Annotated in this window: 26 protein-coding genes and 2 pseudogenes; 19 read left to right on the forward strand and 9 right to left on the reverse strand. The window is 61.3% G+C overall.

Annotation, left to right across the window (positions count from 1 at the left end; genetic code table 11):
• The first annotated feature begins 47 nt into the window (after nucleotides 1-47).
• Genes V1279_RS25070 through V1279_RS25085 form a run of 4 tightly spaced genes read left to right on the forward strand, consistent with a single transcriptional unit; the run spans nucleotide 48 to nucleotide 3,562 of the window.
• The gene (locus V1279_RS25070) at nucleotides 48-788 is read left to right on the forward strand and encodes an MBL fold metallo-hydrolase (RefSeq protein ID WP_334441341.1); all 741 of its coding nucleotides are present in this window, start codon (nucleotides 48-50) and stop codon (nucleotides 786-788) included.
• A 4-nt stretch (nucleotides 789-792) separates the two neighbouring features.
• Nucleotides 793-2,052, forward strand: a complete 1,260-nt coding sequence (locus V1279_RS25075; protein WP_334441345.1) for an MFS transporter — start codon at nucleotides 793-795, stop codon at nucleotides 2,050-2,052.
• Entirely contained in the window at nucleotides 2,049-2,435 is a 387-nt protein-coding gene (locus tag V1279_RS25080; protein WP_334441347.1) for a GFA family protein, read from the forward strand. Before V1279_RS25075 ends, V1279_RS25080 begins: the two co-directional genes overlap by 4 nt.
• Nucleotides 2,436-2,437: 2 nt before the next feature.
• On the forward strand, nucleotides 2,438-3,562 hold the full coding sequence (locus V1279_RS25085; protein WP_334441349.1) for a cysteine desulfurase family protein: 1,125 nt from the start codon (nucleotides 2,438-2,440) through the stop codon (nucleotides 3,560-3,562).
• Between the two features lie 15 nt (nucleotides 3,563-3,577).
• On the opposite strand, the gene V1279_RS25090 is transcribed toward V1279_RS25085, so the two are convergent.
• Nucleotides 3,578-4,219 (reverse strand): class I SAM-dependent methyltransferase, encoded by a 642-nt coding sequence (locus V1279_RS25090; protein WP_334441352.1) that lies wholly within the window; start codon nucleotides 4,217-4,219, stop codon nucleotides 3,578-3,580.
• A gap of 944 nt (nucleotides 4,220-5,163) precedes the next feature.
• Here V1279_RS25090 and amrS point away from each other — a divergent pair.
• From amrS to V1279_RS37965, 9 genes and pseudogenes are all read left to right on the forward strand, one after another.
• Complete coding sequence (gene amrS, locus V1279_RS25095; RefSeq protein WP_334441355.1) at nucleotides 5,164-6,297, forward strand: AmmeMemoRadiSam system radical SAM enzyme; 1,134 nt, start codon at nucleotides 5,164-5,166, stop codon at nucleotides 6,295-6,297.
• On the forward strand, nucleotides 6,294-6,650 hold the full coding sequence (locus V1279_RS25100) for an Mth938-like domain-containing protein (RefSeq protein WP_334441358.1): 357 nt from the start codon (nucleotides 6,294-6,296) through the stop codon (nucleotides 6,648-6,650). Before amrS ends, V1279_RS25100 begins: the two co-directional genes overlap by 4 nt.
• A gap of 123 nt (nucleotides 6,651-6,773) precedes the next feature.
• On the forward strand, nucleotides 6,774-7,412 hold the full coding sequence (locus V1279_RS25105; RefSeq protein WP_334441361.1) for a C13 family peptidase: 639 nt from the start codon (nucleotides 6,774-6,776) through the stop codon (nucleotides 7,410-7,412).
• Nucleotides 7,413-8,097: 685 nt separating this feature from the next.
• The gene (locus tag V1279_RS25110; protein ID WP_334441364.1) at nucleotides 8,098-9,330 is read left to right on the forward strand and encodes an acyltransferase family protein; all 1,233 of its coding nucleotides are present in this window, start codon (nucleotides 8,098-8,100) and stop codon (nucleotides 9,328-9,330) included.
• A gap of 15 nt (nucleotides 9,331-9,345) precedes the next feature.
• Nucleotides 9,346-10,479: an ABC transporter permease gene (locus tag V1279_RS25115; RefSeq protein ID WP_334441367.1), complete on the forward strand. Its 1,134-nt coding sequence runs from the start codon at nucleotides 9,346-9,348 to the stop codon at nucleotides 10,477-10,479.
• A complete protein-coding gene (locus V1279_RS25120) occupies nucleotides 10,476-11,180 on the forward strand; it encodes an ABC transporter ATP-binding protein (RefSeq protein ID WP_334441370.1) in 705 nt (234 codons plus the stop codon). The genes V1279_RS25115 and V1279_RS25120 overlap by 4 nt, the downstream gene beginning before the upstream one ends.
• A 29-nt stretch (nucleotides 11,181-11,209) precedes the next feature.
• Entirely contained in the window at nucleotides 11,210-12,262 is a 1,053-nt protein-coding gene (locus tag V1279_RS25125; RefSeq protein ID WP_334441373.1) for an HlyD family secretion protein, read from the forward strand.
• A gap of 277 nt (nucleotides 12,263-12,539) precedes the next feature.
• A pseudogene (locus tag V1279_RS37960) lies at nucleotides 12,540-12,845 on the forward strand (PP2C family protein-serine/threonine phosphatase); the annotation flags it as partial.
• 127 nt (nucleotides 12,846-12,972) lie between these two features.
• The gene (locus V1279_RS37965; RefSeq protein ID WP_442894913.1) at nucleotides 12,973-13,149 is read left to right on the forward strand and encodes a hypothetical protein; all 177 of its coding nucleotides are present in this window, start codon (nucleotides 12,973-12,975) and stop codon (nucleotides 13,147-13,149) included.
• A gap of 57 nt (nucleotides 13,150-13,206) precedes the next feature.
• Here the strand turns inward: V1279_RS37965 and V1279_RS25135 are convergent, their stop codons facing one another.
• On the reverse strand, nucleotides 13,207-13,551 hold the full coding sequence (locus V1279_RS25135; RefSeq protein WP_334441377.1) for a hypothetical protein: 345 nt from the start codon (nucleotides 13,549-13,551) through the stop codon (nucleotides 13,207-13,209).
• Nucleotides 13,552-13,709: 158 nt separating this feature from the next.
• On the opposite strand from V1279_RS25135, the pseudogene V1279_RS25140 reads away from it, so the two are divergent.
• Nucleotides 13,710-13,906: pseudogene (locus tag V1279_RS25140) on the forward strand (IS630 family transposase); the annotation flags it as partial.
• 19 nt (nucleotides 13,907-13,925) lie between these two features.
• Here V1279_RS25140 and V1279_RS25145 read toward each other — a convergent pair.
• Nucleotides 13,926-14,870 carry a LysR substrate-binding domain-containing protein gene (locus tag V1279_RS25145; RefSeq protein WP_334441379.1) on the reverse strand — a complete coding sequence of 315 codons (945 nt, stop codon included), beginning with the start codon at nucleotides 14,868-14,870 and terminating at the stop codon, nucleotides 13,926-13,928.
• Nucleotides 14,871-15,100: 230 nt separating this feature from the next.
• On the opposite strand from V1279_RS25145, the gene groL reads away from it, so the two are divergent.
• The 5 genes from groL (at nucleotide 15,101) to V1279_RS25170 (ending at nucleotide 19,429) form a co-directional block, all read left to right on the forward strand.
• Complete coding sequence (gene groL / locus V1279_RS25150; RefSeq protein WP_334441382.1) at nucleotides 15,101-16,744, forward strand: chaperonin GroEL; 1,644 nt, start codon at nucleotides 15,101-15,103, stop codon at nucleotides 16,742-16,744.
• A 64-nt stretch (nucleotides 16,745-16,808) separates the two neighbouring features.
• Nucleotides 16,809-17,396 (forward strand): thiosulfate oxidation carrier protein SoxY, encoded by a 588-nt coding sequence (locus V1279_RS25155; protein WP_334441385.1) that lies wholly within the window; start codon nucleotides 16,809-16,811, stop codon nucleotides 17,394-17,396.
• A 21-nt stretch (nucleotides 17,397-17,417) separates the two neighbouring features.
• Nucleotides 17,418-17,744: a thiosulfate oxidation carrier complex protein SoxZ gene (soxZ, locus tag V1279_RS25160; protein WP_334441387.1), complete on the forward strand. Its 327-nt coding sequence runs from the start codon at nucleotides 17,418-17,420 to the stop codon at nucleotides 17,742-17,744.
• A 90-nt stretch (nucleotides 17,745-17,834) separates the two neighbouring features.
• Entirely contained in the window at nucleotides 17,835-18,152 is a 318-nt protein-coding gene (locus V1279_RS25165) for a c-type cytochrome (RefSeq protein ID WP_334441389.1), read from the forward strand.
• The gene (locus tag V1279_RS25170) at nucleotides 18,149-19,429 is read left to right on the forward strand and encodes an NAD(P)/FAD-dependent oxidoreductase (protein WP_334441391.1); all 1,281 of its coding nucleotides are present in this window, start codon (nucleotides 18,149-18,151) and stop codon (nucleotides 19,427-19,429) included. Before V1279_RS25165 ends, V1279_RS25170 begins: the two co-directional genes overlap by 4 nt.
• On the opposite strand, the gene V1279_RS25175 is transcribed toward V1279_RS25170, so the two are convergent.
• From V1279_RS25175 to V1279_RS25200, 6 genes are all read right to left on the reverse strand, one after another.
• Complete coding sequence (locus tag V1279_RS25175) at nucleotides 19,414-21,573, reverse strand: heavy metal translocating P-type ATPase (protein ID WP_334441395.1); 2,160 nt, start codon at nucleotides 21,571-21,573, stop codon at nucleotides 19,414-19,416. The two genes, V1279_RS25170 and V1279_RS25175, sit on opposite strands and share 16 nt — an antisense overlap.
• Nucleotides 21,570-22,289 (reverse strand): sulfite exporter TauE/SafE family protein, encoded by a 720-nt coding sequence (locus V1279_RS25180; RefSeq protein ID WP_334441398.1) that lies wholly within the window; start codon nucleotides 22,287-22,289, stop codon nucleotides 21,570-21,572. Before V1279_RS25180 ends, V1279_RS25175 begins: the two co-directional genes overlap by 4 nt.
• Nucleotides 22,286-22,408, reverse strand: a complete 123-nt coding sequence (locus V1279_RS25185) for a hypothetical protein (RefSeq protein ID WP_334441400.1) — start codon at nucleotides 22,406-22,408, stop codon at nucleotides 22,286-22,288. Before V1279_RS25185 ends, V1279_RS25180 begins: the two co-directional genes overlap by 4 nt.
• Before the next feature lie 12 nt (nucleotides 22,409-22,420).
• A complete protein-coding gene (locus V1279_RS25190; RefSeq protein WP_334441402.1) occupies nucleotides 22,421-22,543 on the reverse strand; it encodes a hypothetical protein in 123 nt (40 codons plus the stop codon).
• Nucleotides 22,544-22,604: 61 nt separating this feature from the next.
• A complete protein-coding gene (locus V1279_RS25195; protein ID WP_334441404.1) occupies nucleotides 22,605-22,814 on the reverse strand; it encodes a hypothetical protein in 210 nt (69 codons plus the stop codon).
• The gene (locus tag V1279_RS25200) at nucleotides 22,774-22,965 is read right to left on the reverse strand and encodes a hypothetical protein (RefSeq protein WP_334441406.1); all 192 of its coding nucleotides are present in this window, start codon (nucleotides 22,963-22,965) and stop codon (nucleotides 22,774-22,776) included. Before V1279_RS25200 ends, V1279_RS25195 begins: the two co-directional genes overlap by 41 nt.
• Nucleotides 22,966-22,971 lie beyond the last annotated feature (6 nt).

Consider the following 22,971-nt stretch of genomic DNA (forward strand, 5'->3'; position numbering starts at 1 on the left):
GATCGATTGAATGTTGTATACCCGTTCTCATCAAGGAGTGCAAGCCCATGATTCTACGCCAGTTCCTGCATAGCCATCCGGTCGGCATCTCCTACCTCTTCGGCTGCGGCGGCAAGGCTAAGGGCGCCGTAGTTGATCCGGTTGGCGACATTCAGCCCTACCTGAAGGCTGCCGACAATGCCGGCATGCGGATAGATTTCGTCATCGACACGCATGTCCATGCCGACCACCTGTCGGCGGGCCGGGCTCTTGCCGCCGCGGCGGGGGCCGAATACGTCCTCTCAGCAGATGCGGCGGTCTCGTTCCCATACAAAGCGGTGCGCGATGGCGACGTTCTTCCACTCGGTAACGTCTCGGCAACGGTGCTGCACACGCCGGGGCACACACCGGAGCATATCTGCATTCTCGTGACGGACCGGACGCGCGCCGACGAGCCGTGGTTCGTGTTGACCGGCCACACCCTCATGGTCGGCGATCTCGGCCGCACTGAACTTGCCGCGAACGCCGAGGAAGGCGCACGGCAATTGTTCCGAAGCGTGTACCGGCTGAAGGAGCTTCCCGAGTATGTCGATGTGTTGCCTGGGGCCTATGCGGGCTCAGTTTGCGGCCGGCGGCTGAGTGGCAAGCCATGGTCCACCATCGGCTTCGAGAAGCGGAATAATCAGGCATTCAAGATCGCGGACGAAGCCGAGTTCGTTCGATTCATGACCGCCGAGATTCCGCCGGCACCACCGGAGGCAGCGAAGATCAGGGCAGCCAATTCAGGCATCACAGCTGCCGCTGCGTGATCCGATGACTGAAGCGATAGCTGCTCCGCAGACTGCCTCGTCGGTCCGATTGGGGCTGAAGGAGAACTGGCCGCAGTTCGCCTTGCTTGTGGTGATCAACGCCTTCGTCGGCGGCATGGTCGGAATCGAGCGAACGGTCGTACCGCTGATCGGCTCCGAGGAGTTCAGGATCAGTTCGACGACGCTGGTCGTTTCCTTCATCGTCAGCTTCGGCGTTGTGAAGGCGTGCGCGAATCTGGTTTCAGGCCAGCTCGCCGACAAGTGGGGGCGCAAGCGGGTTCTGATCCTCGGCTGGCTCGTTGGCCTGCCGGTGCCGTTCATGATCATGTGGGCGCCAAGCTGGGGATGGGTCATCGCAGCAAACGCGCTACTCGGGATCAACCAGGGCCTTGCCTGGTCGATGACGGTGATCATGAAAATCGATCTCGTCGGGCCGAGGTCGCGGGGACTTGCCGTGGGCTTGAACGAGTTCGCCGGTTATCTTGCAGTCGGCGTGACCGCTTTCCTCACCGGGTATCTTGCCTCTAAGTACGGGCTTCGGCCGGTGCCGATCTATCTCGGTGTTGCCTATGCGATTCTTGGCACAGCGCTCTCAATCCTGCTGGTGCAGGATACGCGGGAGCATGTCCGACTGGAAACGGCGGCCCATACGCAGCAATCGGCCCCGATCAGCTTCCGCGAGATATTTCTTCTCACCTCCTTCAGGGATCGCAACCTGTTTGCCGCGTCACAGGCCGGGCTCGTCAACAATCTCAATGATGGAATGAGCTGGGGAATCTTTCCGCTGTTCTTCGCCTCCTTCGGCCTCCATGTCGATCGGATCGGCATTTTGAAGGCCGTCTATCCGGCCACCTGGGGCATCCTGCAGATCGCCACGGGTCCTCTTTCTGATCGTTGGGGTCGCAAGGGGCTGATCGTTGCCGGCATGTGGGTGCAGGCCGTGGGCTTGTTCTTGACTGCAGCAACAAGTCATTTCGAATGGTGGCTTGTCGGCAGCCTGCTGCTCGGGCTTGGCACCGCCATGGTGTATCCAAGCCTGATCGCCGCCGTCTCCGACGCTTCGCATCCAAGCTGGCGCGCACGATCGCTCAGCGTCTACCGCTTCTGGCGCGATCTCGGTTACGCGATCGGGGCGCTGGCGGCCGGTCTGATCGCCGACCTGCTCGGCATGGCTTGGGCCATCGGAACGATCGGCACGCTCACCTTCCTGTCCGGGGTGGTCGTCGCTGTGGCCATGGAGGGCAGGCCCGGAGCACGACCATGAGTGAAATCTATTTGGGCCGTTGTCTCTGCGGGACGGTGCGTTTCGAAGCGCGCGGCCGACCGAAGGGTGTCTTCTGGTGTCACTGCAATAGCTGCCGTCGCCATTCCGGCGCCCCGGTCAGCGTCTTCGTCGGGTTCGGGAACGACGCTGTCACGGTGACCGAGGGCGCCATCACGACGTTCAAATCGTCGCCGGGAACGACGCGTGGCTTCTGCTCCCGCTGCGGCTCGACGCTGACCTGCGCGACCGTGCATTTTCCGACGGAGACGCATTATCACGTCGGCGCCTTCGACCGGGCTTCGGAGCTGCAACCGAGCAAGCATTTCTTCGCTAATGAGCAACTGCCCTGGCTGCAGCTTAGCCACACCTATCAAGGCACGTGACCGTGACAACACGGCCGATTTACCTCGATTACAACGCGAGCACGCCCGTCGATTCGGTGGTCGCGGCAGCGATGCGGCCATTCCTGGACGAGGCGTTCGGCAATCCTTCCAGCGGCCACTGGGCCAGTGCGCCGGCGAAGGCCGCGCTGGACCAAGCACGCGCTCAGGTCGCGGCACTGCTCGGCGCCGCGCCCGAAGAGATCGTGTTCACAAGCGGCGGCAGCGAAGCGAATAACCTTACCATCAAAGGCACCTACTTCGCGGCGAAGCCCGGCAGAGCGCACATCATCACCTCAAGCATCGAGCATCCCGCCGTTCTCGGCCCTTGCCGGTTCATCGAGCGGCTCGGCGGTTCGGTCACATACCTACGGGTGGACCGGACAGGCCTGATCGATCCAGCGGACGTGCGCCGCGCCATTACTCCGCAGACGCTGCTGATCAGCATCATGCACGCCAACAATGAAGTCGGCACTGTCCAGCCGCTCGCGGAAATCGGCGCGATCGCGCGGCAGCATGGAATCCGCTTTCATACCGATGCAGCGCAATCGGTCGGAAAAATCCCGACCAAGGTGGACGAGCTTGGCGTCGATGTGCTGACGATCGCCGGTCACAAGCTTTACGCTCCAAAAGGCGTTGGCGCGCTTTATGTCAGGCGAGGCCTCGAACTTGAACCACTGATCCACGGCGCTGGCCACGAATTGGGCCGCCGCGCCGGAACCGAGAGCGCCCTGCTCGCAGTTGGGCTTGGAATGGCTTGTACGATGGCCGCGGACCTAGCACCCATGAACCGCATTCAGGCCTTGCGCGATCGCTTCTGGCAGGCCCTGCAGGACAGGTTCGGTGAGGGCGTCGCACTCAACGGCCATCCATCGCGTCGTTTGCCCAACACCCTCAACGTGTCTTTCGTCGGCAGAATAGGCGCGGACATCCTGGGCCAGTTGCATGATGTCGCGGCATCGACGGGTTCGGCGTGCCATTCCGGCCAGATCGAGCTCTCGCCCGTTCTCGCCGCCATGCGCGTGCCGGAGAGGATTGGAATGGGAGCGATCCGCTTCAGCCTGGGAAGGCACACCACATCCACCGAGATCGACGATGTGGTCGCACGTCTGTCCACGATCGTACCGTGATCGCTTCCCGGGCAGTCAGTTCAAGGCGCACCGTTTCGTCGCCAACACAAGCGCGGGTTCGTTGGCGCCATCCCCCGCAACATGGACGTCCATGCCCGTCCGTTCGAGCGCTGCCGATATTTCGGCCAGCGCGGGAAAGCGGTAAATTTCCGGCGGGAACGATGCGATGGCTTTCAAGTCCGCGTTCGTTCGGAACAGCAATCCCAGACGGCCGCCCGGCTTCAGTACGCGCGCGATCTCGCGCAATGATGTCTCGATATCTTTCCAGAAATAAAGCACGTGCACGCACTGCACCTTGTCGAACATGCCGTCGGGAAAAGGCAGCGAGTCCACGCTGGAAAGAACGACGTCCACGCGAGCGGCTTCGATCAGCGGCCGGTTTCGCTGCGCGGCGATCTCGACCATCAACTGGGAAGGGTCCACCCCGACGACGTGCCCCAAAGGAGCCCGCACGGCCAATTCCGTCAGGCTCCGGCCATGACCGCATCCGATGTCGAGCACATGGTCGCCCTGCTCGATGCCCAGTGCATTCATCGCGCGCAGATTCTGACGCCAGGTTTCGTGCGCCATAATGAACGCAATGAGCCGGCCCAAGAGACCGCGCGCATTCCGCGCGTGTTCGGCAATGAATTGAGGACGACGCATCCAGCTTCCCATGGCTCACCAATTTCGCTGGCAGCGTGCCTGAAAGTACATGAAGAGTCCTGCGGCTAGGACAAAGACGGGCTTCGTCGCATCGAGAGAATCGATTCAAAGCGGATCGAACGCAGAGCACTCCAAAAGCCGGTTTCGTGGATTGGTTGGCAGCAATTGCCGTCGTGCCGCAATCGACTCCGTCGACGCCAACAATTCAATCAATCGCCGGCACTCACGATTTGCCGCCGACTGCAGGGACGCGCCGACGTGCGACGAAATTGCTGCGGCCGATCAGAGTCAGACCGAAATCAGTCAGCCACCAGCTGAAGCCTTGTTGAAGCAATGGGCGGCCGAGGAAGATACACGGGCACGGGTTGACCCCGTACAAGATGCCCCAGTACAGGTTGTGCAAGATGCCCCAGTACAGGTCCGGCCCGTGCAAAATGCACGGGCAGAGATCCGGCCCGAGCGAAATCGAGCAAAGGCCCGGGGGAGCAAAATGCACGGGTACAGGACCCTCCCGTACCAGACGCCCGAGCACAGGACCAGTCTTTGCAAAATGCCCTGCAAAGCTTCGGTTGGCGCAACTAGATATAGCAGGGAACTGACGCTCTCCAAGCCCCCATGGTTCGCACGGCTCCGTTTAGAGCAGACCTGTTCCCCTCATGATCCTTGAATGACTCAGCATCAACAGGAGGCCGTCATCGCCAGGCCACCAGGAACGAAGGCCTGCGCCACTGGCATGGAGTAACAATGCTGCAGCGACGGGAGCACTCTTGGACCTCAACGGCCGAGATTGTCGACGGTTCGGCTTATCATCTCCGCCCATCAGGAATAAGATGAGCCGACGTCCACGGGCGTTCGAGCCCTTAGGCGAGCCCGCCCGGCTAGATATCGTGGCAACTCTCCGTCACGCCCGTTGGCAACAAACTGAGGTCTGCTTAACGATCCACACGACGAATTCCATGACCGAACCCGAGCGTTTGGAAGGCGTTCCTGGCCGCTACTGGCACCGGCTCGAAGACGGGCGTATCCAGTGCGATGTCTGCCCGCGCTATTGCAGGCTTAACGAAGGCCAGCGCGGCCTGTGCTTCGTGCGTGGCCGGCAGGACGACCGGATCGTGCTCACGACGTACGGCCGCTCCTCAGGATTCTGTGTCGATCCAATAGAGAAGAAGCCACTGAACCACTATTTGCCCGGAACTCCCGTGTTGTCGTTCGGTACCGCCGGGTGCAACCTGACCTGCAATTTCTGCCAGAACTGGGACATCTCCAAAGCGCGAGAACTCGACCGGCTCCAGGACGCGGCCTCGCCCGAAGATATTGTCGAGGCCGCGATTGCCACGGGCTCGCGCTCCATCGCCTACACCTACAATGACCCCGTTATCTTCCTGGAATATGCCGTGGATGTTGCAAAGGCGGCGCGCCGGCGCGGGATCAAGAACGTGGCGGTCACAGCGGGCTACATTGACGCGGCGGCGCGGGAGGAGCTTTACACCTTCATGGACGCCGCCAATGTCGACCTCAAGGCGTTCACCGAGGCGTTCTACAAGCGGATGTGCACGGGGCGTCTCGGCGCCGTCCTCGAGACGCTCGAGTATCTGAAGAACAAGACGAAGGTCTGGTTCGAAATCACAACGCTGCTGATCCCGGGTCACAATGACAGCTCAGAGGAGGTGAAAAAGCTGAGCGAATGGGTGATGACAAGGCTAGGACCTGACGTGCCCTTGCATTTCACCGCCTTCCACCCTGACTACAAGATGCTGGATCTGCCCTGTACGCCGGCCTTCACGCTGACGACGGCTCGCGATATCGCGCGCAAGGTCGGGCTTCATTTCGTCTACACCGGCAATGTCCATGACGAGAGGGGCCAAAGCACGTACTGCCCGGGCTGCAGTGAGCGGATCATCGGTCGAGATTGGTATGACATCACCACTTGGCGGCTCACAGGGAACGGCCGCTGCGGTATTTGCTCCACCGCAATCCCTGGCTTGTTCGAGGTGCATCCGGGCAACTGGGGGCAGCGGCGGATGATGCCGACGTCGAGGCGCCTCCCTGCTGCGAGTTGGAGCGGGAGCCTGATTAGGAGGTCACGATGAAGATTGACAGCACCATATTTGGCGCGATTACGATTGACGGAAAGATCTATCAGCACGACGTGGTCGTTCGTCTTTCCGGCAAAGTTGTGAAGCGGAAAAAGAAGCTATCAAAGAAGCTGTATGGTACCTCGCACGTGCTTTCAAAAGACGAGGCAAAGTTTCTCTTCGAGAAGGGGTGCGATCAGATCGTCATTGGCTCGGGTCAGATGGGCAACGTGCACTTATCACCGGAAGCTGAAGCCTATTTCGAAAGAAAGGGCGGCGAGGTCGTGTTGAAGCCGACACCCGAGGCAATCCGGATGTTCAACCGGTCGCGCGCAAAGAGAAGCGGACTCTTTCACGTGACCTGTTGAAAATGCCCTGGTGAAACTGTGTATCCCCGTTGGATCAGCCGGATCGGCGCTCCCCTCATTGCTTTTGTTTTGACCGTTGCGCCGTCGGTTTCGACGGTGCACGCCGTTGAGGGTACTCGCAAGGTGAGCGTGGTGTCCTTCGGCCTGTTCGGCGATCAAGGCGTGTTTAGAAGCGAGGCGACCGGCGCAGCCCGGATCGTAGCGGGCCGTTTCGGGGGCGCCCCGATCAACGTGCAATACAATTCGAAGAAAGGCGGAGGTGCAACGATCGAAGGCCTGGCCATGTCCTTGCAAGCGGCGGCCAACGGGATGGACGCCAACAACGACATTCTGTTTTTGATTCTCACCTCGCACGGCTCCCGCGCCGGCCTTGCAGTCAAAGCGGGGCGGCTTACGCAAACGCTCACGCCGTCTAATCTCGCCTACATGCTGGCGCGGACCAGCATGCGATACAAGGTGGTGGTCATCTCGGCCTGCTATTCCGGGATCTTTATCCCTCGTCTCGCGAACCCCGATACGCTGGTAATCACCGCGGCCGATGCCGACCATCCATCGTTCGGCTGCCGGGACAAAGCCAAATGGACCTATTTCGGCAACGCCTTTTTTAATATAGCACTCCGGCAAGCTAAAAGCCTGAAGGATGCCTTTGTTGTTGCGCGCTCGCTCGTCAAAAAGCGAGAAGTGCGCGAGCGCTTCGAGCCGTCGAATCCCCTAATGGCAGGCGGCGAAAATGTGCAGCCGTTGCTCATTGCGCGCCCTTGAGCGACCGGCCGCCTTCGCGGCCGACGCCTGTCTGCCGAAAACCGCGTCCGTATTGATCTAATGACCGAAGCGCGCCGCATGTCTGCCAATGGCCCTCAACCGAAGTCGCTATCGCGCCCGATGTTTGCGGCAGATTGTGTTGAAAAAAGTCCTTTTTGGCTGATGACTAAAAATTCTCAGGACCGCTCGTGCGTCTCACGCGCTGCTTTGTGAGGGGACCACATCGGTTAACGCAAAAGCGACCGCCGACGCTCGCATCGATTCTGCAGAGCCTTGCAGCGGCTGAGATCATCAACATTCGACATTCGCGAGATTTTCGAAGCCCTCGAATCCGTAAGGCCGTCGGGGGGTTCGCGGCGAATCCGCCAAGTGCTGCAGCCGGCTGCTTTGCCTCAATGAACCGGCATCGTCGGCCAACCGGCATGTTCGAAAGTGCACCGAGCGGACGTCTTCAAAGCAGCGATAGAGCCCTAGCCGTTACTGCAGTGCAACCGCAGAGGTTCTGCGTCCAGATCTTCCTGTCCGATTGCCACTACCCCTCTGTGAAGCACTACGCCAAGGCGCACGCCACCAGATCGTCATCCTAACGGCGAATTGCAGGCGAAATAATCAACGAGGAGTTTCCTGACGTGGAACCGGGGCACTCTCTCGTGCATATCTTTGCAATCGGCACGAGGCCTCACGGATGAACAGATCGAGCCTTGCCCTCGTCAATCTTCGGGCGGTTGTGATCCTGATCGTGCTGGCGTTCCATTCGGTCCTCCCTTACCTCGCCTCCCTGCCTCCCAGCCCGTATCCGTTCGACAGCGCCCCCTACCTGTGGCTGGCATTTCCGATTATCGATAGCCGGCGATGGTTCGGCTTCGACCTGTTCTGCGCCTGGCAGGATGTGGGTTTGATGAGCCTCATGTTCTTTCTCTCGGGCCTGTTCGTGCCCTCAAGCCTTGCGAGCAAGGGAAGCCGGAAGTTCTTGTCCGACCGCCTGCTGCGGATCGGCTTGCCGATGGTGCTGGCAGTCATTTTTCTTGCGCCGCTCGCCTATTACGCCGCCTATCGCACGACCGCCCGCGATCCAGGCCTCCGTGCCTATTGGCAAGATTGGCTCGCGCTGCCGTTCTGGCCGTGCGGACCGCAGTGGTTTCTGGGCCAGCTATTGGCGCTCACAGTTCTCGCAGCCGCAGTGCATCAATTCGCTCCAGGGTGGGATCAACGTCTTGTCCGGCTGGTGGCGTTCCCCGGCGGCAATCCGGTTCGATTCCTTGCCGTTCTGGTGACGGTCTCCGCACTGGCCTATATTCCCCTGATGCTGGCCTATTCGCCCTTCGCATGGGTGAGCATCGGCCCCATCGCCTTTCAGCCCAGCCGACCGTTGCACTACCTCGTCTATTTCCTTGCCGGCGTGGTGGTCGGGACCTATGGCCTCGATCGTGGCTTGCTCGACTGCAACGGAATTCTGGCGCGGCACTGGATGGCATGGCTCGCCGCAGCCATTGCCGGTTTCCTGCTTTGGGCTACGCCGACTTCGGCGACACTGGCGGATTGGAGCGGCGCTCCCCTGATCGCGAAATTCGCGGCCGGCATAGGTTTTGTTGTCGCCTGCGCGACGAGCTGTCTCTGCTCGCTGGCGATCTGCTTGCGCTTCGCACATTGGCGCACGTGGGCGTTCGACAGTCTGTCAGACAATGCCTATCGAATCTATCTGATACACTATGTGTTTGCCGTCTGGCTGCAATATGCGCTGCTGGGCACCGACTTGTTTGCGATCGGCAAGGCCACGATCGTGTTCAGTGGAACGCTAATCATAAGCTGGTCCATCGCCGCCGCCATGGCCGGCGCGCTGCCGGTCTCGCGACTGAATGCGACCATATGCGGCATACGCCAACACATGAAGACTGAATTGACATTGGACAGAAAGTAATCGAGTCCCGGTAACATGCCATTGGTTTTCAAGATCGCATTCCGAAATCTGTTTCATGACCGGCTGCGTCTCATTGCAACCGTGATCGGGATCGTGTTTTCCATCGTTCTGGTAACCATCCAGATGGGCCTCTATTTCGGCTTTGGGCGCATGGTGACGACGATGATCGATCATACGTCCGCCGATCTCTGGGTCATGCCGCGCGGAACCAAGTGCTTCGAGGACCCTTCCCTGCTGAACACGCGTGAGCGCTATCGCGCGCTTGCAATCAACGGAGTGGTGGAGGCCATACCCGTCGTAATCGGATTTGCCGATTGGCGAATGTCGAGCGGGGCGTCGACCCCCGTTTTCGTCATCGGTTCGGATCTGCGGTCCGGCGGGCTGCAGCCGTGGGACCTGGTGGAAGGCCGGATCGAGGCGCTGTCGAGCCCCAAGGCAGTCGCGGTCGACCGGACCTATTTCGATCGCCTTGGCGTCTCCGGGATCGGGGCGACCGCCGAAATCCGACAGCAACCCGTACAAGTGGCGGCCGTCACCAGCGGCATTCGTTCATTCACCACGACGCCGTTCGTTTTCATGGACGTCGATCGGGCGCGGGCTCACACGGGAGTTCCGTCCGGAAAGGCCACCTATCTTATTATTCGTCTGAGCGCCGACGCCGATCCTGATCGCGTTCGCCGGCAGCTGACGTCGAACATCGCGGATGTCGAGGTCCTTACCCCGGCCGAGTTTCGCGAACGCAGCCGCACGTTCTGGCTGTTCGGCACGGGCGCCGGCGCCGCGCTCTTCGCGGGCGCCCTACTCGGCGTGATAGTCGGCACCGTCGTGGTCGCCCAGACTCTTTATGCAAGCACGAAAGAGCACCTGAACGAATTCGCTACCCTGCGCGCCATGGGCTCCTCCCGACGGTATATCTACAACGTGATCGTCTGCCAAGCGCTGCTCAGTGCTGTCATCGGCTTCTCCATCGCGGCGCTGATTGGCGACGCCGTTGTGCGACTGACCGCGGCGACGGCGTTGCCGATCGTCATCACGCCCGGGCTGATCGCCGGGCTGTTTCTGCTGACCCTCGTCATGTGCATTGGGTCATCCATCGCGGCAATCGTTCAGGTCACCCGCATCGACCCTGCCATGGTGTTCACGCGATGACCGAACCATTGATCGAGGCGGCAAATATCACGAAGGACCTTGGCAGCGGCGCTGCCAAGGTGGCGGCGCTCAAGGGCGTAAGCCTGGCGCTCAACGGCGGTGAACTCACCCTGCTCATGGGACCTTCCGGGAGCGGCAAGACCACGCTTCTGTCCATCCTCGGATGCATGTTGACGCCTACGGAGGGAACGATTCGTATCTGCCGACATTCAACCGCAGGCGCCGACCCTGAGGACCTGGCGCGTCTCAGGCGCGAGCATGTGGGTTTTGTTTTCCAGTCGTTTCATCTGTTTCCGACGTTGTCTGCCACCGACAACGTGAGGCTCGCGCTCGATGTCCGCGGTGCCCCCTCCAGAGCGGCAAGGGTCCGGTCACGAGAGGCACTGGCGAAGGTCGGCCTGGCCCACAAGACAAAGGCGTATCCGCGCGAACTCAGCGGCGGCGAACAGCAGCGCGTGGCGATCGCTCGCGCCATTGTCGGAAACCCGTCCATCATCCTTGCGGACGAGCCAACCGCCGCACTTGATGGCACAAATGGCCAAGCGATCATGAAGATACTTGCCGAAATCGCCAAGGAACGGGGACATGCTGTGCTGATTGTGACGCATGATCCGCGTCTGTTGCCATTCGCGGATCGAGTCGTTCATATCGAGGATGGACGGATCATTGATGATGAACGCGACGGCGCCAAACTGCAATGAATTCGCGAAATGCGGGAGGACCACTAGTCATGTCGAAGCGCCGGACAGCCTTGGTCGCCGTCTTGGCTCTGATTGCAATCGTCGTAGTCTTGGTGGCGATTGCAGCAATGGCCCCCGTCAAGCCGGCAATGTGGGGTTTGTCGGCCGATGCACCGCAGGAAAAGCGCTGGCAAGCGGTTGCGCCCGGGCGCATCGAGCCTTGCTCCGGTCAGATCAAGGTCGCGACGGCAGTGGTCGGGGTGGTCCAAAAGGTGTTGGTGAAGACCAATGACAGGGTGTTCGCCGGCGAACCGCTGATCCAGCTCGCAGACGATGAGCTCCGAGCGCGGTTGGCGGCGGCGGAGACGCAAGTCGCCCTGCGCGAGCGCGCCCGGGATGAACGGTCGGCGACAGGCAGTGCGAGGACTCGACGCAAAGCCCTGGATGCTGTGGCCGATGCCGAACGGACGCTGCATGACGCGCGATCGGCAGTTGATCGGGCTGCCGCGAGGCTACGGGTCAGCGGCGGGTCGGACGCCGACCTGACCGCTGCCCGCCTGGCATTCACGCGTGCTCAGAATGAACTGTCGACACGACAAGACGAGCTTCGTACCGCCGAGGACGATGGAGCTTTACCAACCTCGCTGGAGGGCCAGCTTAGTATCGCCCGATCGGAATACGCTGTGGCGCGATCCGCCCTCGACAAAATGACGGTGCGCGCACCGATTGACGGCACGGTGCTGCAGGTCAATGTGCGGGTGGGTGAAGTGGTCTCGCCCGGTTCGCCGCAGCCACCGCTGCAGCTCGCCGACCTCTCGGCCCTATGCGTGCGCGCGGAACTGGACGAACGCGACCTCGGGTCGATCAAGGTCGGGCAAGCAGTTGCCGTGCGAGCGGCCGCGTTTCCCGATCGCGAGTTCGAGGGAAACGTCTCGTCGATCGCGCCGCTGATCGAGCCTGGCCGCCTCGAGCCGGCCGGATCGCGCAATCAGACCGACGTGGATGTCGTTCGGGTCACAGTCGGATTGACGGGAGCGGGAGAGCTCACGATCGGAATGAAGGCCGATGTCTATTTCCGTTCGGAAAAGATCACGGCACCGTGAGGGCGTTTCGTCGCCCGCGGGCATGAAATCTTTCGCGCTTCCGGTGAAACCATTTTCTCGGCCGACGAAAAATCCGCGACATCATGTTATGTGGTCCTGTGATCAGACAATGGGGCCGATTCCCGCGCCGCGCCCGGACGCGTACGTAGCGCAGTAAGAACAGCGCAAATCTACAACGAGGTGCTGATTGAACTTGGGCTCGATCGGTGACCGTATCCTCACTGGTGACATGGACGCGCCGGTGGTCATGACGGCGCCGATCGATAGCTGCCTCCTGATGATTGCGGACGGCATGGGCGGCCACGCGCATGGCGCGATGGCCAGCCGAGCCGTTCTCGATTATCTGGTTGCAGCTGTCGATCGGCTTTCAAATCCTGCCTCCTGCACCGAAGTGATCGAGGAAGCCAATCAGCACTTGTTTAAACTCATGCACGAGCACGAAGAGGCGCTCGGCATGGGCACGACGCTCTTGGGGACCCTTCTGACCGCCGACCAGGTGGTCAGATTCAATGTTGGCGATAGCCGCTGCTACCTGTTCAGCGCACGCCAGCTAGTGCAGCTCAGCTACGATGATGTGCCCGAAGGCGAGAACAACCACTTCGGTCGCCGCAGGTCCCATGCCCTCACTCAGGCGCTAGGCGGCTCTTCGTTTCCCGTAGCGATCAAACCCCCACATCTCCGTCGACTCGCCGCTTGCACCCGGAGAGACCCTGCTCCTTTGCAGCGACGGCCTCGCCGATATGGTCACCAATCAGATCATCAGCTACACGTTGAGGACGGCCAAAGACCCTCGTCGATCTGCGCGTGAACTCGCAGCAAAGGCGTTCAGGGCGGGCGCTAAAGACAACGTGTCTCTAATTGTCGCGCGACGTACGGACGCGTACTGAGCACAAGCGCCGAATTTCCGAATGCCCACCCCGGAGCTCATCCAAGGATAGCCAGGTTCACGTCGGCTTCCGGGGATGGAATAGCTCTTCGACGGACCGTTTCGGATCCTTGATCCGAGAGCGGTCCTTGCGATCATTCTTCTCTGCTTCGAGCTTCTGCAGGAAACGGAAGCGCGGCGATCGGGTCGCGTGCCCCGATCGGCCGTGCTTGGTCATGCCGAAACCCTTTTGGCCGCCATGCGTCATTTGATCACCAACGAAAGCTGTGCGGCTCATTTCTTGCACCCGGGAGCCGCCACCGGAGCCAACCTTCATGCGGTTCGCCGAAAGCACGATCAGAGAGAAAGGATAGCCCTGACCGTCAAAAGGCGCGAGGCCGGGACGGTCGGTTTGCGAGAGCAAAACGCTGCAGTGCGGCACGCAGGGCCAGTTGGCCGCGCACGCCTGCGGACTTGTCGGGCCAGGCGATCATCTTGGGGCCGGTCAGTGTGAGCACGAACTGGTCTTCCGAAAGGGCGGCACGCCTGCGTCGGTTCGCGTTGCTTCGGCGTCATGGATAACGCTGGTTCGCCGAACCCACCAGAAAACGCCTCCGAAGAGGTGTTCATACCTCCGTCAGGCAGCTCGAGGCCGATATTCGCGCTTTCATCGACCGGCATAACGAAAATCCAAAATGGACAAATCTGCAGACCAAATCTTGGCTTCAGTTAAGCGCTTCTGCCGCAAAGCTCAGCAGACCTTATGCGACGATATTTAGATTCACGTGACTAGCACCACTAGATTTCCCTCCGCAGACCGGCGCGCTGGTGGCGGATACATTGCGGCCGGGCGGGCGCGTTCAGCGCGTTCTTCACCATCTGACCAAGCGCCAGGAAGTCGACCTTGCGTGGAGACGTCCGGCGCCACGCCAGCCCGATACTGCGGCCCGGTTGCGGTTCGACAAAACGCAGGAGCTTCACTCGGTCGTCGCGCAACTCGACATCGGCCGCTACTTCTGGAACCAGCGTGGCGCCATATCCGCTCGCCACCATCTGCATAACCGTTGCAAGGCTCGTTGCACTGAGGCTCGAGGCCACAGTCCAACGCCCCTTGGCGCAATAGTCGAGCGCCTGATCCCGCAGACAATGACCTTCTTCCAGCAGAATGAGCTTACGCTTCTTCACCTCGCCGGGCGTCACGCGCGCCGTTTCCGGAAGAGGGTCGTCGGCGGGTACAGCAAAGAGGAAGCGGTCCCTCGCGAGATGGAAAACTTCAACCGCGGCCGCCTTGAGCGGCAACGCCAACAGCAATACTTCGAGAGCGCCACGCTCGAGATCCGCGAGCAGCACCTTGGTCTGTGCTTCCACCAAATCAAGGCGCAGATCGGGATACCCGAGTTCCAGTTGCGGCAGCAACCGCGGCAATATATACGGCGCCAGCGTCGGGATGACGCCAACGCGCAACGTTCCGCTCAGCACCTTGGCTCTGTGTTGAGCCAGGTCTGTCAGGTCGCGCACTGCACCAAGGATCACGCCGGCGCGTTGCGCGATCTCGATTCCAAGTTCCGTGAACATCGGCGCGCCCGGGCGCCGCTCGATCAACTCTATGCCGAGAAGCCCTTCCAGTTCGTGGATCTGCATTGAAAGAGCGGGCTGGCTGACACAACACTCCGCCGCGGCTCGTCCGAAATGCTGATGACGGGCAAGCGCATGAAGATAGCATAGCTGCCGGGTCGTGATCACCCCGATAAGATATTCTTAATGCCGCGGCAAAGCAATTTGATTGGCTTTTTGGCCGCTAGCTTAAAACACTGGACGGCTTGAAATCGTGCGGGTTGAAGTCACCAGCGCAAGCGCGCCACACGTGCACGCTCTGAGGGTCGCTGTTGTGCGGACAAGCAAAGGGAGGACCGCAAATTCGGACTTAGACGCCCGCGGCCCGCGAGATCGCCTGATCAAATCGGGAACCATCCATGGTAGGCAAGCAAATCGCATTTTCCGGCAGGGCGCGTGAAAGCATGCTGCGCGGTGTCGACATTCTCGCCAACGCGGTGCAGGTGACGCTCGGGCCCAAGGGCCGCAACGTGGTAATGGAAAAGTCGTTTGGCGCACCCCGCATTACCAAGGACGGTGTGACGGTCGCCGGAGATATCGAGCTCGAGAACAAGTTCGAGAACATGGGGGCGCGCCTCGTGCGCGAGGTCGCGAGCAAGACCTCTTATGTCGCCGGTGACGGCACAACCACTGCAATCGTACTTGCGGCTTCCCTCGTTCGCGAGGGCACCAAGGCAGTCGCCGCCGGCATGAATCCGATGGATCTGAAGCGCGGCATCGACCTTGCGGCCGAGGCTGTCGTCGAGGATCTCAAGAAGAACTCGAAGAAGATCACCTCCAACGACGAGATCGCGCAGATCGGCACCATCTCCGCCAATGGCGATGCAGAAATCGGCGCGTTGCTCGCCGAGGCCATGAAAAAGGTAGGCAATGAGGGCGTGATCACGGCCGAAGAAGCGAAGTCGCTTGAGACTGAGCTCGACGTGGTCGAGGGCATGCAGTTCGATCGGGGTTATCTCTCGCCCTACTTCATCACCAATGCCGACAAGATGCGTGTGGAGATGGAGAATCCCTACGTCCTCGCATATGAGAAGAAGCTCTCGGACTTGCGGGAACTGCTGCCACTGCTGGAAGCCCTGACGCAGACGGGTAAGCCGCTGCTCATTATCGCAGAAGAGGTCGAAGGCGAGGCACTCGCCACCCTCGTGGTCAACAAGCTGCGCGGCGGCCTCAAGGTCGCGGCGGTGAAAGCGCCCGGCTTTGGCGATCGCCGCAAGGCGATGCTGCAAGACGTCGCCATCCTTACCGGTGGCACCGCCATCTTGGAAGATCTCGGCATGAAGCTTGAGAACGCCACGCTCGACATGCTCGGCCGCGCCAGAACGGTAATGATCGACAAGGAAAGCACTACGATCGTCGGCGGCGCCGGCACGAAGGAGGACATCGAGGCCCGCATCAACCAGATCAAGAAGCATATCGCGGAGACCACCTCCGACTATGACCGCGAGAAGCTAGAGGAGCGGCTTGCCAAGCTCGCCGGCGGCGTGGCGGTGATCCATGTCGGGGGAGTCACCGAGATCGACGCGAGGGAACGCAAGGATCGTGTCGACGACGCGATGCATGCGACGCGCGCCGCGGTCGAGGAAGGCATTTTGCCGGGCGGCGGCGTGGCGCTGCTGCGCGCCGCCAAGGTGCTCGACCGGGTAAAGCCAGCCAACGAGGACCAGAAGCATGGCGTTGACATCGTCAAGAAGGCAATCGGTTGGCCAGCGCGCCAGATAGCACTAAACGCCGGCGACGACGCCTCGGTGGTAATCGGCAAGATCCTGGAGAAGGAGCAGTACAACTGGGGTTATGATGCCCAGACCTGCGAGTACGGCGACCTGGTCTCCAGGGGCATCATCGATCCAACCAAGGTGGTGCGCACCGCGCTGCAGGACGCGGTCTCGGTCGCCGGCCTGCTCATCACCACCGAGGCCATGGTCGCCGAGCTGCCGACGCCCCCGCCTCCACCTCTGCCGGGCCACGACCACGGCCACCATCGCAGCGACATGGAGTTCTGAGCGCTCGCGAGATGCACACGGCCGCGTGTCCGGTTGTGCCCGCCAACAGGATTACTGTCGAGCCGTGCCAACAGTCGCAGCAGCCGCGAGAAGGAATCGTTTTGCGAGGGCGCCCATGATAAGATTACAGCGTACAAAAGCGCCGGCTTCGAGAATTTCACCTATCGATAGGAAGGATCTCGGGTTGGAGAAGAAAAGGCAACTCAGCTTTACGCGCCGAACCGTCTTGAGCGCTGCCGTTGCCGGGAGCGCCGGATTTGCGAGCGCCGCTCTTGCCTCAACACCAACGCCGGGCGATGACGCGGCGAAACTCGTTAAGCAGCTGACCGGAAAAACCCCGATCGCATCGGATCGTCTCCATCTGATGATGCCGCAGGTGTTTCCGAATGGCTACACCGTGCCATTCACGCTCGTGATCGATAGTCCCATGACCGAATCCGATCACGTCAGGCACGTCTCTGTGCTAGCGCCGCGGAACCCGCTTGTCGAGGTTGCGACGTTTCATTTCGTCCCACAACGCAGCGAGCCCCGCGTTTCAACGCGCATTCGCCTTGCCGAACCGCAATATGTTCTGGCGGTGGCGGAGACGAACGACGGCACGTTGCTGATGACCGAGACCTGGGTCGAGGTCGCCACCAACGGATGCAAATGACATCCCGGAAGGAGGTGCGGAATGTTCGCTCCGACACCCCGTGTACAAGTGCCAGGCGCCGCCGCGAGCGGTGAAGTGTTTTCGGTCAAAACCCTGATCAGCCATCCGATGGAGACCGGGCTGCGGTACGATGACCAAGGCAACGTCATCCCGCGCAAGATCGTCAACAAGTTTACTTGCCGCCACAATGGTGTCGTGGTGTTCAGCGTCGATCTCCACGAAGCCATGGCGGCGAATCCGTTTATCGAGTTCTACTTGCGCGCGACAGAGAGTGGCAGGCTTGAGTTCGTTTGGGAGGAGGATGGCGGCGGTATCTATGTATTGGAGCACCAGCTCACTGTCACCTAATGATGTTGTAGTGATGTTGCCATGCTCCTTTTCGCAGCCATGAGCAAAGGGATCGGCGATCGCAGACACGCGGATAGAGCCGTACTCAGCATGCGAAAAATCATCGCCGCTTCCATTGCTGCAGGTACGTTCATTACTTTCGCCGGTCCCAGCCAGGCAGCGGACCGCGATGGTGGAGCCCAACTCGTCGCGATGTGCGCGTCGTGCCATCGTCTGGATGGCGGCGATGGTGGTGTTCCGACGATCCTTGGCATGAGTCCGGAGATGCTCGCCCGCGCAATGCTTGCGTACAGATCGCGCGAGCGCCCAAGCCATATCATGCGCGCCATTGCCCTGTCGCTCAGTGATGAAGAAATCGCGACAGTGGCGCGCTATCTCGCAGCCCTGAACAAGCAGGTTAGGCCATGAAGTCCTGGACCCGTCGAGAGTTCGGCCGCTCGACGGGAGCAATGGTCCTTGCAGGGCTCGGTTCTCGATTGGCCGCGAGCGAATCCAAGGCGAGGGTTGTCGTTGTTGGTGGCGGCATCGGCGGTGCCACGGCCGCCAAGTACTTGGCCGTCAGCGCGCCAACGATCGAGGTCACGCTGGTTGAGCCAAAGCTGAACTATACGACCTGCTTTTTCAGCAACCTCTATCTCGCCGGGCTATGCTCGCTCGAGTCGCTTACGCATGGGTACGAGACGCTCGCGCAACGATACGGCATAAATGTCATTCATGACTCCGTGGCAGCGGTTGATCCGGTCGGAAAAACCGTCGGGCTCAAGAGTGGTCCAAAATTACCTTACGACCGCGTCGTCGTTGCCCCTGGCATCGCTTTCAATTACGAGGCCCTCGCAGGGTATGACGAGGCGGCAACGCAGGTCATCCCGCATGCCTGGAACGCAGGCCTGCAGACGCAGCTGCTGCGACGGCAGCTCGAAAGCATGGAGGATGGCGGCGTCTTCGTGCTCGTCGCGCCCCCTAACCCGTTCCGCTGTCCGCCCGCCCCATACGAACGTGCCTCTCTGGTTGCTTATTATTTCAAGCAGCATAAGCCGCGCTCGAGGATCCTGATCCTCGATGCCAAAGATAGCTTCAACGCGCAGGATTTATTTCTGGATGCGTGGGAGCGACACTATCGGGGCATGATCGAATGGCTACCTGCCCAATTCACCGGTGGAATAAAGGCCATCGACGTGAAGGAGCGATCCGTCAAGACTGCGAACGAGACATTCAAGGCCGCGGTCTCGAATGTCATACCACCACAAGTGGCTGGGCAGCTCGCGCAGCAAATCGGCCTCGTGGATCAATCTGGCTGGTGTCCGGTCGATCCCATAACGTTCGAGTCGAGGCTACAGCCGGGAATCCATGTCGTTGGCGATGCGACCAGTGCGGGTGACATGCCGAAATCGGCGTTTGTTGCGAATAGCCAAGCCAAGGCCTGTGCATTTGCCATCGCCGAGGCACTTGCCGGGTCCGAGCGCGTTCCGCCTCGTTTGTTCAACACTTGCTATACTCATCTTGGTCCCGACGATGCGGTGAGCAATGCTGTCAACTTCAAGCCTGTCGCCGGAACGATCAAGATCGTCGACAATTTCGTCAGCCAAGTGCAGGAAAGCGCCGAAACCCGCCACCGGACCGCACGGGAGGCGCAAAGCTGGTACGCTGCCTTTGTGCGTGACACGTTCGGCTATGCCGCTTTCTGATTTGCAGTGGCCGTGCTGCGAGGTGCAGGAGCGCTCTCCGCCGCGGCGGATGGAACTGGTTCGGGCAACCGCTCCAACCGCAGCGAATTCAGGACGACGATGATGCTTGAGCCGGCCATCACGGCCGCCGCCAGCACTGGCTGGAGGACTCCAACCATCGCCAGCCCAATGGCGATGAGATTATAACCGAACGCCCACGCCAGGTTGGTGAGAATGGTCGCGCGAACTGCGCGAGCGACGTCGATCACCCACGGCAGCGTCCGTAGCCCCCCGGGTGGGAGCACGACCGCTGCGGCCTCGCGAGCGAGGTCCGTCGCCGAACCGACAGCGATGCCGACATCGGCTCCGGCCAACACCGGCGCGTCATTGAGGCCGTCGCCGACCATCGCTACCATGCCATGGTCATGCCGGCGGCGTCCCAGCGCCGCGCATTTGGCCTCGGGTGTGAGGCCCGCCTCGATACCGCCGCTCTCAATTCCGACCGCAGCGGCAATCCGCACTGCGGCTGCCGGAAGATCGCCGGTCAACAGCGTCACGCGCACCCCACGGCGGCGCAGCGCTTCGACGGTCGAGCGCGCCTCCGGCAGCGGCGTATCGTCAAGTGAAAGCACAGCATATACCCGCTCGCCCCAGCCGACATAGATTACGGAATGGCTGCTCGCTTCACGTTGTCTCCCGTAATCGGCCAGATTTGGCGTCAGCGACCAATTCAACTCCTGCATCAATGCGGCGCTGCCTGCCGCTACGATCCGACCGTCCGACTTGCCACGGATGCCACGCCCCGGCACGACTCGAACGTCGTGGATGGCGATTGGCACGAGCCCGCGCGCAGCTGCCGCTGCAGCTATCGCGCGGGCCAAGCGGTGTTCGGAATGGCGCTCCAGTCCGGCGGCATGCGCGAGCACCACATCGGCGCTGGTTCCATCGCTGTCGATAGCGACAACGCGCGCCTGGCCCGAAGTGAGCGTGCCGGTCTTGTCAAAGGCGATCAGCCGGATGCGCGCCAGCGCCTCAAGCGCGGCCGGGTCGCGCACCAGGCAGCCGTTCCGGGCAAGCCGTCCAATGCCCAGCGAGGTGGCCATCGGTGCCGCCAGCCCGACTGCGCAGGGACAGGCCACCACCAGTACCGCAAGGCCGATCAATAGCGCACGGTCGAACGGCAAGTGCCGCGCCCAGTACACCGACGCTCCAATGCCCAGCACGAGAATAATCGGCACGAAGACGCCTACAATGTTGTCGGCGAGACGCTGGCTCGGGCTGCGGCGGATCAATGCATCCCGTACCGATCGACAAATCTGCGCCCAGCGGGTCGCGTTTGCCACGCCGCTGCTTTGGATCAGGAGCGGCCCGTCAAGATTGATGCTGCCGGCGATCACATGCGAGCCGACGCCCTTGGCGATCTGCCGGCTTTCGCCTGTGATCAGGGCCTCGTCGGTGTGCGATTCGCCCTCCATGATCACGCCGTCGACGGGAATGCGTTCGCCCGGCCGAACTCGAACCAGCACACCTGCGTCAACCTCGCGCACCGGCCGGCGGTACTCTCCGTCGCCAAGGACGACGGTGGCCCACTCACTTTCCGCGGCCAAGAGCGGCTGCAGGTCACGCGCCGCCCGTGCACGCCCGGCGGCGTCGAGGTAGTAGCCCGCGGTGAACAGCATCAGCACCATGGTGGCCGTATCGAAGTAAACGTGCGGGCTGCCCTCGATGGTGGCAAAAGCGGAATAAAGGTAGGCGGCGCCGACGCCGAGCACGATGAGTGCCGAGGAGGTCAGGCGCCCCTCCATGCCGTGGAGCCACGCCTCGCGCAGAAACGGTCCGCCGAGAATGATCACCGCGGGTGTTGCGAACAGCCAGAGCAGAAGATGAATCCAGGGAAGCATCTCGGCATCCGCGCCGCTGAAGGCATCGCTGTACAGGAGCAGGCTGAACAGCATGATATTCATGGAGAGAAAGCCGCCAACACCGAGCCGAATCAGCAGCCAAGCGGCCTCCCATTCCTCGGTTTTGCCGTGCTTGACCTGGTAGGCGATACAGCAGCCGTAGCAGCAGAATGCGCAAGCCTCACCGTTCACCGTGCGTCGCATCGCCCGCCGCCCGATGGGTAACAGGCAGTGGCTGCACAGCGCATGGTCCTGGGCCGTCATGCTGGTTCTGTCCAACCATGCGCGAAGTGCACGGCGAAGGGCAGGATGCCGCGGCCAACGGTGACGAGACCGAGGAGCAGAATGCAACTGCCGGCCAGCCACACGCCGCGCTGCCGCCACGCTGGCGCCAGCGCTCGGCTGACGCCGCCCATCAGAAGCATTGCGGGGAAGGTCCCAAGCCCGAACGCTGCCATGGTGAGAAAGCCCGGCAACGCTCCGGCCGTGCTCGCTGCCTGGGCAGCAAAGGCGTAGACCAGCGGACAAGGCAGGAAGCCATTGAATACGCCAAACGCGAGGGGGGCGGCATGTCCCGGCGCCGTCAACAGGCTGCGCAGCGATGCCGAGAGCGTACTGGCGCCGAAGCCGGCGGTGACGCGATGCAGGAGCGGCAGCAGGCCAAAGAACTGCAGCGCCATGGCGACCATCAGCAGTCCGGCGAGGATCGCGAGAATTCGCTGACCGGTGTCAAGCGGACCGCTCAGCAGCGGGACTGTCGTTCCCTGCGGCGTGCATATGACCTGACCGAGGGCGCCCGCAAGTCCGCCGAGAAAGCAGTAGGTCGTCAATCGCCCCGTATTGTACAGCAGATGGCGCAGAACTGTCGCGCCGCGTCCCTGCGGATCGCGGCCCAGCGCACAAGCGAACCCGCCGCACATTCCGATGCAGTGAAAACTGCCGGCGAACCCCGTGAAGAAGATTATCAGATAGGCGCTCATCGGCGCACGAGCCAGGCAACCCAACCAAAAAAGGCAATGGTGGCGATCGCGAAGCCGACAAACGCGATGACCTGGATCGCACTCACATCGGCGAGCGAGAAAACTGGATTCTCCAACATGCGCCCTCCTGATCATCCGAAATAGACACGGACCACGTTCATGGTGAGTTCCAAGAACAGGAAGAGCAGATTCAAGGCGATGATGGCGAGAATGATCCTGGCTGCCAGCATCCTCTGCTCCTTCTGTACCGGCATCTCCTGCTCCTTATAGAGTCAGCATTCAATCGGTTGCCGGCCTGCCCGTGGGTCGCGATCGCTAGATCCGTCCCGGTCCCAGCCCACCCCAATAGACGACGAGATAGTACAGCGCCCAGATGAAGAGGACGACATAGACAGCCAGCAGCCACACGGGAATGTAGCCGTGGCGAGACTGAATAGTGCCGCCGGCATACTCCTCCATCTCCTCCGTCTCGGCGGGTGAGTTGTTATTCGCCGTCGTGCTTGGCGTGTGCGCCGGATCCGTCATCGCCGATCTCCCTCTGCAGGAACCGTATGGATGCATCGTTGGCGCCGCCGAAGGCGCCCGAGAGCACGCCCCAAATGAAGACGCAGAGTGCACCGAGACTCATCATCAAGGCTGCAATATAGGGGCCGACGATCTCGAAATAGATGGTCATTGCTCA

It is taken from the genome of Bradyrhizobium sp. AZCC 1610, assembly GCF_036924515.1.
GTDB lineage: Bacteria > Pseudomonadota > Alphaproteobacteria > Rhizobiales > Xanthobacteraceae > Bradyrhizobium.